Genomic DNA, 11,500 nt, shown 5'->3' on the forward strand with positions numbered 1-11,500 from the left:
CACCTGCCGCACCGCCCCCACCCCAACCCCTCCCCTGAAGGGAGGGGCTTTATAAAGACCCATGCATCCCCATTCCCCTTCTCTCTACATCAAGGCCGTAACGCCCATGTCCCCGCATCCCGCCTCCGAAAATAGTGGCATCTGGAAGCTGATCTTCGGTCGTCTCGACTGGAGTTCGCTCCCCCTGCATGAGCCGATCGTCGTCGGCACCTTCCTCATGGTCGCGCTGGGGGGCGCGGTGGTGTTCGGGCTGGTCACGAAATATAAACTCTGGGGCACGCTCTGGAACGACTGGTTCACCACCGTCGATCATAAGCGCATCGGCATCATGTATATGATCCTGGGGCTCATCATGTTCCTGCGCGGCTTTGCCGACGCGATCATGATGCGGCTGCAGCAGGCGATGGCGTTCAACGGCTCCGAAGGCTATCTGAACGCGCATCATTACGACCAGATTTTCACGGCGCATGGCGTCATCATGATCTTCTTCGTCGCGATGCCGATGATCACCGGGATCATGAACTATATCGTCCCGCTCCAGATCGGCGCGCGCGACGTGTCCTTCCCCTTCCTCAACAATTTCAGCTTCTGGATGACCACGGCTGGCGCGATCATCGTCATGATGTCGCTGTTCGTGGGCGAATTTGCGCGCACCGGCTGGCTTGCTTATCCGCCGCTGTCGGGCATCGCTTATTCGCCGGGCGTCGGCGTCGATTATTATATCTGGGGCCTGCAGATAGCGGGCATCGGCACCTTGCTGTCCGGCGTCAACCTGATCGCGACCATCGTCAAGATGCGCGCGCCGGGCATGACGATGATGAAGATGCCCATCTTCACCTGGACCTCGCTCTGCGCCAACATCCTGATCGTCGCCGCCTTCCCGGTGCTGACGGCGGTGCTCGCGCTGCTCAGCCTCGACCGCTATATCGGCACGGCCTTCTTCACCAACGACATGGGCGGCAACCCCATGATGTATGTGAACCTGATCTGGATCTGGGGCCACCCGGAGGTGTATATCCTCATCCTGCCGCTGTTCGGCGTCTTTTCCGAAGTCACCTCGACCTTCTCGTCCAAGCGTTTGTTCGGCTATAGCTCGATGGTCTATGCGACGATCGTCATCGCGCTGCTCAGCTATCTCGTCTGGCTGCACCATTTCTTCACCATGGGGTCGGGCGCCAGCGTCAACAGCTTCTTTGGCATCACGACGATGGTCATCTCGATTCCCACGGGTGCCAAGCTCTTCAATTGGCTCTTCACCATGTATCGCGGCCGCATCCGCTACGAACTGCCGATGATGTGGACGGTCGCTTTCATGCTGACCTTCACCGTGGGCGGCATGACCGGCGTGCTGCTCGCCGTGCCCCCGGCCGACTTCGTGCTGCACAACTCGCTGTTCCTGATCGCGCATTTCCATAATGTGATCATCGGCGGCGTGCTGTTCGGCCTGTTCGCGGCGATCAATTACTGGTGGCCCAAAGCATTCGGCTACCGGCTGGAAACCACCTGGGGCAAGCGCAGCTTCTGGCTCTGGGTCGTGGGCTTCTGGACCGCCTTCATGCCGCTCTATGTGCTGGGCCTGATGGGCGTCACCCGCCGGATGCGCGTGTTCGACGATCCGAGCTTGCAAATCTGGTTCCAGATCGCAGCGCTGGGCGCAGTGATGATCGCGGCGGGTATCGCCTGCATGTTCATCCAGTTCGCGGTCAGCATCAAGAATCGCGATCAACTGCGCGACACCACTGGCGATCCCTGGGACGGTCGCACGCTGGAATGGGCGACCAGTTCGCCGCCGCCGGACTATAATTTCGCCTTCACGCCCGTCATCCACGATGGCGACGCCTGGGCGGACATGAAGAAGCGCGGTTATGAGCGTCCGCTGACCGGTTATAAGGCGATCCATATGCCGTCCAATACCGCGACCGGCCTGATCATCGCCGTCCTGTCCGTGGCCTTCTCCTTCGGCATGATCTGGTACATCTGGTGGCTGGCGGGCCTGTCCTTCGTCGGCATCCTCGCCGTCGCGATCGGCCATACCTTCAACTATAAGCGCGACTTCTACATCCCGCAGGATGTGGTCGAGCGCACCGAGGGCGAACGCAGCACGCTGCTTGCCGCCCAACTTCCGGCGAAGGGCTAAGACCATGGCCAGCAGATCCAAGATCGACCCCGCCTTCCTTGACCAGGACGGCAAGCCCCTCTTCCATCTGGGCGAGGAACCGCATCATCCCGAAGGCTCCAGCACCGCGCTGGGCTTCTGGATCTACCTGATGAGCGATTGCCTCATCTTCGCCTGCCTGTTCGCCATTTATGCCGTGCTGGGCAGCAGCTATGCCGCAGGGCCAGGGCCGCGCGACCTGTTCGACCTGAACCTCGTCGCGCTCAACACTGCGATGCTGCTCTTCTCGTCCATCACCTATGGCTTTGCCATGTTGTCGATGGAAAAGAACAAGGTTGGCGCGACCCAGGGCTGGCTGGCCATCACCGGCCTGTTCGGCCTCGCCTTCCTCAGCATCGAACTCTATGAATTCGCGCACCTGCGCGACGCCGCAGCGGTCGGGCTTCCTGTCCGCCTTCTTCGCACTGGTCGGCACCCACGGGCTGCACGTTACCTTCGGCATCATCTGGCTGGTGACGCTGATGGTCCAGGTCGCCAAAAAGGGGCTGATCCCCGCCAACCAGCGCCGCCTGATGTGCCTCAGCATGTTCTGGCATTTCCTCGACGTCATCTGGATCGGCGTCTTCACCTTCGTCTATCTCATGGGGATGCTGCGATGAGCGCGCACGATCACGACACCCACGCGCATGGGGCGCACGGTACGATGGGCAGCTATATGATCGGCTTTGGCCTGTCGGTCATCCTGACGGCCATCCCCTTCTGGCTGGTGATGACCGGCTATTTCGCCAATCCGCAGACCACCGCGCTCGTCATCATGGCCTTCGCCGTCGTGCAGATCGTCGTCCACATGATCTACTTCCTGCACATGAACACCCGTTCCGAAGGCGGCTGGTCGATGATGGCGCTCATGTTCACGCTGGTCCTGGTGGTCATCACCTTGTCCGGTTCGATGTGGGTCATGTATCATCTCAACACCAATATGATGCCGGCCATGACCCATGACATGAGCCAGATGCCGTGACAGCCGCGAACCCCCGCCATGGCCGGGCGGGGTTCGTGATCGGCCTGACGCTGATCGCGGCATTGCTGTTTACGGGCCTATGTACGCTTGGCGTCTGGCAGGTCGAACGGCTGGCGTGGAAACGCGATTTGATTGTCCGGGTCGCTGTCCGCATTCACGCCGCGCCGGTGCCAGCGCCCGCCAAGGCGACCAAATCCGACGAATATCGCCGCGTCGCCGCGACCGGCACTTTCCTCCACGACCGCGCAACACTCGTACAGGCATCGACTGTCCGTGGCCCCGGCTTCTGGGTGCTGACCCCGCTCCGGCGTGCGGACGGCACGACGCTGCTCATAAATCGCGGCTTCGTGCCGCCCGACGCCCGCACCAGCTACACCCGCCCGGCAGGACCAGTCCGCGTCACCGGCCTGCTACGCCTGACCGAACCGGGCGGCGGCTTCCTGCGCGACAATGACCCCGCGGCCGATCGCTGGTATTCGCGCGACGTCGCCGCCATCGCCGCCGCCCGCACCCTGCCCGCCACCCTCCCTTATTTCATCGATGCCGATTTGGTGCCGCAGCCCGACGCCCTGCCCGTCGGCGGGCTGACCGTGGTGCAATTCCCGAACAACCATCTCGTTTACGCCATCACCTGGTTCACGCTGGCGGCGATGGTCGCGGGTGCCTATATCTTCGTCATGCGCCAGTCAGGAAAAGATCGCCGGGCATGAAGGGCAACACGCCCCTGCGCGCGCGTTGGCTTCCCAGCCAATGGTCCGCGGACGCCGCCGGGCGCAAGAATATGGCGCTGCTGGTCCAGTTACGCTGGATCGCCATCGCGGGCCAGGTCGCGACCATCCTGATCGTCCATTATGCCATGGACATCCGCCTGCCCGTTCCTGCGATGCTGGCCGTCCTGTGCGGCGCGGCCGCCACCAACCTTGCCAGCATGATGGTGCTGCGACGGCGCACCGACATCACCCATGCCGAACTGTTTCTGGCGCTGTTGTTCGACGTGCTGGTGCTGACCACCCAACTCTATCTCAGCGGCGGCGCGACCAATCCATTCATCTCGCTCTACCTGGTACAGGTGGCACTGGGCGCAGTGCTACTACACCGCTGGAGCATCTGGGGCATCGTCGCCATATCCTCGCTTTGCGCGGCGATGCTATCTCTCGTTTATCGCCCGTTGGATCTCAGCGAAGCGTTTGAAGACCGCTTGTTCGACCTGCATATCATCGGCACCTGGATCTGCCTCACCATGATCGCCGTATTGCTGGTCCTGTTCATGACCCGCATCACCCGCAACCTCCAGCAACGTGAAGCCTATCTCGCCCGGTTGCGGCAACAGGCGGCGGAGGAGGAACATATCGTCCGCATGGGCCTGCTCGCATCGGGCGCCGCGCATGAGTTGGGCACGCCGCTCGCCCAACTGGCCGTGGTGCTGGGCGACTGGCGCCACATGCCCGAAATCACCGGCCACCCCGCGCTGGTCGAGGAAGTCGGCGAGATGGAAACCGCCATCAAACGCTGCAAGGCGATCCTGTCGGGCATCTTGATGTCGGCGGGCGAGGCGCGCGGCGAGGCGCCGCAGGTCACCAATGTCCGCGATTTCGTGGACGCCATTGCCCGCGACTGGCGCAGCGCCAATCCCGGTATGCCGTTGCGCTGCGATTTCGGCCCGCATGATTATCCGCGCATCGTCGCTGACCCTGTGATCCGCCAGGCCGTCACCAACCTGCTCGACAATGCACGCGAAGCGGGTGCGACCTATATCGACATGCTGGTCAGCCGCGACAATCGCTGGCTCCATATCGCCGTGCGCGACAATGGCCCCGGCTTCACCGAAGAGATGCTGGCCGATGTCGGCAAACCCTATCGGTCGAGCAAGGGCAAGCAGGGCGGCGGCCTCGGCCTCTTCCTGGTGGTCAATGTCGTGCGCAAGCTGGGCGGCCGGGTCAATGCGAGCAACAGCGCGGAGGGCGGCGCGATGATCCTACTGCGCTTGCCGCTGGCGACCCTGGCCTTGGAGGAGGGCAAGAATGACGTCTGAACGGCTGTTGCTGATCGTCGAGGATGACGAAGCCTTTGCCCGCACGCTCAAACGCTCGTTCGAGCGGCGCGGCTATACCGTGCTGCTCGCCGACAGCCTGGAAACGGTCCATGCCCAACTCGCCGACCACCGCCCCGGCTTTGCCGTCGTCGATCTCAAACTCGGCCCTCAGTCCGGCCTCGCCTGCGTCCAGGCGCTGCACGCCCATGATCCTGCGATGCTCATCGTCGTGCTAACAGGCTTTGCCAGCATCGCGACCGCCGTGGACGCGATCAAGCTCGGCGCGACCCATTATCTCGCCAAACCGTCCAACACCGACGACATAGAGGCCGCCTTTGCCCGCTCCGGCGGCGACCCCGACACTCCCCTTGCCCCCCGCCCCACGTCGATCAAGACATTGGAATGGGAACATATCCATGAAGTGCTCAAAGACAGCGACTTCAATATCTCCGAAGCCGCCCGCCGTTTGGGCATGCACCGCCGCACCCTGGCGCGCAAACTGGCCAAGCGGCAGGTCGGTTGACGATCGTTTCGCGCCGTGCCAATGGCGATTGCGACGCGGGTGTAGCTCAATGGTAGAGCAGCAGCTTCCCAAGCTGACGACGGGGGTTCGATTCCCCTCACCCGCTCCAATTTGCTGTCCGCCGATGTTCGTAGGCGTCTAGACAAAGCCCCAAAATCCAAGGTATTTAGCGGTTATCAGGCCGCCAGCGTTCACTCGCGTTCGTATCCAGTCACTCGCCCTTGGGGGTATGATTGGGGGGGTATATGCAAAACGGCCGAATCGATACCCCCACGCTTGGGGGTATATTGGGGGTATAGCCCCGGAAAGGCTCGCGAATCCTATGGCCCTCACTGACATTGCCGTCCGCAATGCCAAGCCCGGCGCGAAGGCGATCAAGCTGGCGGACGGGAACGGCATGTTCCTGCTGATTACCCCGGCAGGCGGAAAGCTGTGGCGGCTGAAATATCGCGTGGATGGCAGCGAAAAACTGCTGGCCATGGGAGCCTATCCCGAAATCAGCCTTGGGGAGGCGCGCAGGCGGCGGGAGGAAGCCCGCGAACTAATCGCCCTTGGCAAAGACCCGTCGCGCGAGAAGCAACGGGATAAGGTGCGGGCGCGGATAGCGGCGGCCGACACGTTCAAGGCGATCTGTGATGAATTTTGCGACAAGCGGAGGCGCGACGGCACGAAGGGCTGGGCACCGGCCACGGCCATCCGCAGCGAATATCTGCTGTCGCTAGTCTGCGGGTCGATCGGCAAACTGCCTATTAGCGAGATAGAACCGGCCGACGTGCTGGCCGCCATTCGCCGGATTGAAGGCAAAGGGAAGCTGGAAAGCGCCCGGCGTAGTCTTCAATTGGCGGGCGCTGTGTTCCGATATGCCGTGGCAACCGCCCGGCTGGCATCGGACCCAACCCGCGATCTGCGCGGCGCACTGACTGCCCCGACCGTCACCCATTATGGCGCGATTACGGACGCAAAGAAGGTCGGCCAGCTATTGCGGGCGATAGATGACTATGAGGGCAGCGGCATCACCAAACTGGCGTTGCAGATTGCACCCCATGTTTTCGTCCGCCCTGGCGAGTTGCGTCATGCCGAATGGGGCGAGTTTGATCTGGACGGCGCATTGTGGATCATTCCGGCGGGCAAGATGAAGATGCGCAAGGCGCACCATGTCCCGCTTTCCCGCCAATCCGTCGCTCTGTTCCGCGAAGTGCAGGCCATAACCGGTCCGTCTGGCTATGTGTTCCCTTCCATCCGCACCCGCACCCGCCCGATGAGCGAAAACACCATCAACGCTGGGTTGCGGCGGCTGGGCTATGCCAGCGACGAAATGACCGGACACGGCTTTCGCGCCATGGCATCAACGCTGCTGAACGAAAGCGGCAAATGGCATCCCGACGCCATCGAACGGGCGCTGGCCCACGGTGACAGCGATAAGGTGCGCGCAGCTTATCATCGCGGGGCGCACTGGAAAGAGCGCGTGGACATGGCGCAATGGTGGTCGGACTATTTGGATAATCTGCGGGGCAGCGGTGCGGTTGTGGTATTTCCCCAAATCGCTGTCGCCTGATTGTCCATCGCCGTTCGCGACCATTCGGTCTTGCTTGCGAGTTTTTGTTTGAGCGCTATTTTGCCCGGATGGATGAAGGATGGATTAGCGCAGCCGAGGCCTATGACCGAGTAGGCAGGGTCAACCCTTTCCGAGCGGCCGAGGCTATTTGCAGTAGAGCGCATGACGGCATCATCGTTGCGAAGGCGCATGTGCTGTTCCTAGGTGATCAGCGGTTGGAGGATGCGGATGTCCCTGCCTATTTTTGGTGGGCGAAAGCAGATGCCGCGCTCACACAAAAATGGCCTTCGGGTGACTTCTCGACGTGGATAGATAATCAGCTTCATTGCCGAGCCTATGGCGTCACTTTTCGGGAAAACGACATAGAAGCGATGTTGCCGTCAGGACGCACCTCCAAAAGCAAGCTCAACCCGGCGGTCGGTGGCAACTATGCGTCCGCTGCGCACTGCGTAGATGAATTGTGCCACCAGCTAGGCTGCACGAAACAGGAAGCGGCCGCCCATATTGCCCGGTTCTGTCGCGCTCGACTGATTGAGGCGCGTTGCGGCAGTTTCTGGTGCGAAGTGACGGACCGCTATGGAGCGAATGAAGAGGAATCGTCCCACGTCGCCATTCCAGCGTGGTTCTGGGAGCATTGCGCAATGGGACCGGACGCGATTCTCGATTGGCAGTCGGGAACATTTGCAGGGCGAGGACGGATAGACGGCGATCTGCACAAGGTGCGGATAAAAGGAGCTGAGTTCGACGTTTCCGGCATCATTGAGCTTGAGGCCATGTTGAGGGAGCAGGATAACGGTGACGTGCAGAAGCCTGTCCCCGCCGCTGGCACACGGCCTGATACTCCCACGGACCGGGCGCGCGCGGTGGACGGCAGAAAAGCGAAAAATGGGCTGACTGGATAGCCGAACTGGTTAGCTACATTCATGAAGAGGGCATCCCGAACGGGTCGGGCGCAGAGGGGCAGGATGCCGTAATAGGTGCCGTGGAGGAGCGCTTGGCAGCGAAGGGTTTTGAAAGCCTGAGCCGAACAACTGTCCAGCCAGTAGTGCGAGCCGCTTTGGTTCGACTTCGATCAGCCGGAAATTAAGTTTCCGGCTTTTTCCGGCTCAATCCGGCTGCACTGTTCGCCATCGTTCGTAAATTCACTTTCGCACCCGCTGGAATGTCGGCGGACCCAAGCGAAGGAACGAACATGGAACCCATAGCAACATCCATCAACGACGCCGCGAAGGCTTTGAGCCTTGGCCGCACGTCCATTTATGCGCTGATCAAGGAAGGCCGTCTCGACACGGTGAAGCTGGGCCGTCGCACGCTGGTCAAGACGGCTTCGATCCGCGCGCTGATTGGCGACGGCCCGGAGTAACGCCCATGCCCGGCAAGCGCGCCAGCCCGCGCGCGATCAAACTGCACCGCACCTATTCGGTGGAGGAAGCCGCCCGGACGCTGGGCGTTCACAAGAACAGTGTGCGCGGCTGGCAGCGGAGCGGATTGACCCCGATCGATAACGCCCGGCCGATCCTGTTCCTAGGCCGCGACCTGCGCGCCTTTTTGGAACGGCGCAGCGCCAGCCGCAAGCGCCCCTGTCACGCCGGCACGCTCTATTGCTTCCGTTGTCGGGAGCCGCGCGCGCCCGCGCTAGGCATGGTGGACTGGACGCCGATCAACGCCCGCACCGGCAATCTGAAGGCGCTGTGCGGAACGTGCGAGACGATCATGCACCGGCGCGCCCGGCGCGATGCATTGGCGACGATCATGCCCGGTTTGCTCGTCCAGATTGCGGAGGGGCCATCACGATTAAAGGGGAAGCCGATCCCTTCCCTAAATTGTGACTATGGCAAGGAGGCCGAATGATGGTGAAACACAACCCCGCCAATGAGCGCATCAAGCGCGAATATTTCCACTACCTGAAGGAAGCCAAGCGGCGCAGCGAAGCGTCCATCGACGCCACGGCCAAGGCCTTGCGTCGCTTTGAGGATGTGACGCGGGCCAAGGACTTCAAACGCTTTCATCGCGAACAGGCGGTGGCGTTCAAGAACGGGCTGGCGGAACAGGCAAACGCCCGCACTGGCGATCGACTGAGTTGGTCCACCATACAAACGACCGTGCGCGAACTGCGCGGCTTCTTTGTCTGGCTGGCGGGCCAGCCGGGCTACAAGGCCAAAATCCGCTATGATGATGCTGACTATTTCAACCTGTCGGAAAAGGAACTGTCCGTCGCGCGCGCCAAACGGGAAAAGCGGGTGCCGACGCTGGAACAGATGCACCATGTCCTGACTGCCATGCCGGTGGGCAGCGATCAGGACAGACGCGGGCGGGCGCTGATCGCCTTTGCCATGCTCACCGGGGCGCGGGCCGATGCATTGGCGTCGTTCAAGCTGAAGCATGTCGATCTGGAGCGGTGCGCGGTGGTGCAGGACGCGCGCGATGTGCGGACGAAATTCTCCAAAACCTTCACGACCTGGTTCTTCCCGGTGGGCGGGCACGCGCTGGCCATCGTCACGGACTGGATCGACTGGCTACGCCGCGAACGGCAATGGGGCGATGATGACCCACTATTCCCCGCCACGCAAATGGCGCTGGGCGACGAGGGCGGATTTGTCGCGGCGGGATTTTTGCGCCACGGCTGGACCACGACGCAACCGATCCGCGATGCCTTCAAAGCCGGTTGCGAGGCGGCGACCCTGCCCTATTTCAACCCGCATAGCCTGCGCGACATGCTGGCGCGGCTGGGCGAAAGGCTGTGCGACACGCCCGAAGCGTTCAAGGCCTGGTCGCAGAATCTGGGCCATAATGACGTGATGACCACGCTGACCAGTTACGGGCAGGTACCCGCCCACCGGCAGGCGGAATTGATCAAGGGATTGGGCCAGCGGCGGACGGGCGATTTTGGCGACGCGCTGGTCGACGCAGACATGGGCGATCTGATCGCGGCGCTAGCAAAAAAACAGGGGCTCCATCTGCCCCACGCGTGATTGCGTGTCGGTGTCACGGCTTAGATGATCGTCAAATACCTGCTCGCGATCACCAAGTGATCTTGTGTTTAGCTGGATACCCGCGAAAATGTGAGCACCTGCAATGGCTGACCCGTCAATGAACCACGAGTTCCCAAAATCCGCCAGAGTTTTGGCGGGTGTCCAGCTGACAGCGTTAGGCTGGGCGTAATCTGCCCCCCCTGTTGATCCGATGATCATCTGCCATCTGCTCACCGATGGCAAAAGGGAAGTACGGCTAGATGCCGCGCATCTGAGCCTCCGAGAACCGGATCACACCGTTCGTGATAGCGTCTCCTCGCGCTGCCAGTGGACGAACAATCACTATATTAGCAGGCAATTAAACACGTCCAGACCCTATGCAACAATACCACGCCCGCAGTAGAAGTCATCAAGCTCCAAAGACGCAAAGCATGCTACTTCATCATCAGATATGTGTGAGACAAACTCCTCAAATAGGTCTTGAGCCAGGCTTGGTGAGGCCGAAAAAATCTTCTTGTATTGTTTCACGGAAACGTACAGCATCCTTGATATTATTTTTATGGCACCCCTGCTGCATTTTCATTGCGAAACGTTTGACCCTGCACCAACATAGGCCTGGAGCTCTCGAAATTGGGGATCACCATCCTTGCCGTAGTATAATAATTGCTCATCGTCGGCGCTAAGCATCTTCTCCAGTATAAAACTGTTTTCCAGCATAGGTGATATCCCATTAGGGGATTCATCAACCATGGCGACGAAGCATCCTCGCACCTCCGTTGTCGAGGTCTTGCTCCAATCAAACGCACTCTTGTTGGCCATCATGTACAAACCGTGAAATTTGCCGGGGACCAACTTATCAAGGTGCCGCTGGATCGTTCCGCCATATCCCACGTCCACTACTGCACATCTACTTTCCCCGGATGATCCCATGCCCTGGAGATATTCTATGCAGTTAACCCGCTCATAGGCAGCACGCTCGAATATGAGTGGCGCAATATGCGTAAGCAAAGGAGCAATATTTATCGATATTCTGATCCATGATCGTCAGTGGGAGATTTCTTCGCCAGATATTACGAGATTCGATCTTTTGCCCAGCGACGTTCATCGAGCCTTACCCCCATAGCGCTCACTAAGAAAAGAGATCGACGCTTGCCCCCATAAAAAAGTTGTTAGATTTTAGCGATAGCGTAAAATGTCATCAATGCTTTTTGATGGCTGGAACCGTCACGGCTCGCCGCGATGCAAGCATATAATCACTTGGTACGACAGACCCAAGTCCAG

Annotated in this window: 11 protein-coding genes, 1 tRNA gene and 1 pseudogene; 12 read left to right on the forward strand and 1 reads right to left on the reverse strand. The window is 60.6% G+C overall.

Annotated elements, in window-relative coordinates; translation table 11 throughout:
- Positions 1 to 106 precede the first annotated feature (106 nt).
- The 12 genes and pseudogenes from cyoB to BF95_RS23260 all read left to right on the forward strand — a co-directional run bounded on the left by cyoB (position 107) and on the right by BF95_RS23260 (position 10,219).
- A complete protein-coding gene (gene cyoB, locus BF95_RS23205) occupies positions 107 to 2,137 on the forward strand; it encodes a cytochrome o ubiquinol oxidase subunit I (protein ID WP_043154900.1) in 2,031 nt (676 codons plus the stop codon).
- 4 nt (positions 2,138 to 2,141) lie between these two features.
- A pseudogene (gene cyoC, locus BF95_RS23210) lies at positions 2,142 to 2,775 on the forward strand (cytochrome o ubiquinol oxidase subunit III).
- A complete protein-coding gene (gene cyoD / locus BF95_RS23215) occupies positions 2,772 to 3,137 on the forward strand; it encodes a cytochrome o ubiquinol oxidase subunit IV (RefSeq protein WP_043154902.1) in 366 nt (121 codons plus the stop codon). The pseudogene cyoC and the gene cyoD overlap by 4 nt, the downstream one beginning before the upstream one ends.
- The gene (locus BF95_RS23220; RefSeq protein ID WP_043154904.1) at positions 3,134 to 3,847 is read left to right on the forward strand and encodes an SURF1 family protein; all 714 of its coding nucleotides are present in this window, start codon (positions 3,134 to 3,136) and stop codon (positions 3,845 to 3,847) included. The genes cyoD and BF95_RS23220 overlap by 4 nt, the downstream gene beginning before the upstream one ends.
- A complete protein-coding gene (locus BF95_RS23225; RefSeq protein ID WP_043154907.1) occupies positions 3,844 to 5,169 on the forward strand; it encodes an ATP-binding protein in 1,326 nt (441 codons plus the stop codon). Before BF95_RS23220 ends, BF95_RS23225 begins: the two co-directional genes overlap by 4 nt.
- Positions 5,159 to 5,692 (forward strand): response regulator transcription factor, encoded by a 534-nt coding sequence (locus BF95_RS23230; RefSeq protein ID WP_043154908.1) that lies wholly within the window; start codon positions 5,159 to 5,161, stop codon positions 5,690 to 5,692. The genes BF95_RS23225 and BF95_RS23230 overlap by 11 nt, the downstream gene beginning before the upstream one ends.
- 35 nt (positions 5,693 to 5,727) lie before the next feature.
- Positions 5,728 to 5,801, forward strand: a tRNA-Gly gene (locus BF95_RS23235).
- Between the two features lie 213 nt (positions 5,802 to 6,014).
- Positions 6,015 to 7,247: a tyrosine-type recombinase/integrase gene (locus BF95_RS23240; RefSeq protein WP_043154910.1), complete on the forward strand. Its 1,233-nt coding sequence runs from the start codon at positions 6,015 to 6,017 to the stop codon at positions 7,245 to 7,247.
- A 44-nt stretch (positions 7,248 to 7,291) separates the two neighbouring features.
- Positions 7,292 to 8,149 (forward strand): hypothetical protein, encoded by an 858-nt coding sequence (locus BF95_RS23245; protein WP_152542905.1) that lies wholly within the window; start codon positions 7,292 to 7,294, stop codon positions 8,147 to 8,149.
- Positions 8,150 to 8,439: 290 nt separating this feature from the next.
- Complete coding sequence (locus tag BF95_RS23250; RefSeq protein WP_051520210.1) at positions 8,440 to 8,610, forward strand: helix-turn-helix domain-containing protein; 171 nt, start codon at positions 8,440 to 8,442, stop codon at positions 8,608 to 8,610.
- A gap of 5 nt (positions 8,611 to 8,615) precedes the next feature.
- Positions 8,616 to 9,098, forward strand: a complete 483-nt coding sequence (locus BF95_RS23255) for a helix-turn-helix domain-containing protein (RefSeq protein ID WP_043154914.1) — start codon at positions 8,616 to 8,618, stop codon at positions 9,096 to 9,098.
- Positions 9,095 to 10,219 (forward strand): tyrosine-type recombinase/integrase, encoded by a 1,125-nt coding sequence (locus BF95_RS23260; RefSeq protein ID WP_235209960.1) that lies wholly within the window; start codon positions 9,095 to 9,097, stop codon positions 10,217 to 10,219. Before BF95_RS23255 ends, BF95_RS23260 begins: the two co-directional genes overlap by 4 nt.
- Positions 10,220 to 10,798: 579 nt before the next feature.
- Here the strand turns inward: BF95_RS23260 and BF95_RS23265 are convergent.
- Complete coding sequence (locus BF95_RS23265; RefSeq protein WP_152542906.1) at positions 10,799 to 11,041, reverse strand: hypothetical protein; 243 nt, start codon at positions 11,039 to 11,041, stop codon at positions 10,799 to 10,801.
- Positions 11,042 to 11,500: the final 459 nt, after the last annotated feature.

Source organism: Sphingobium sp. Ant17 (genome assembly GCF_000588875.1).
Taxonomy (GTDB): domain Bacteria; phylum Pseudomonadota; class Alphaproteobacteria; order Sphingomonadales; family Sphingomonadaceae; genus Sphingobium.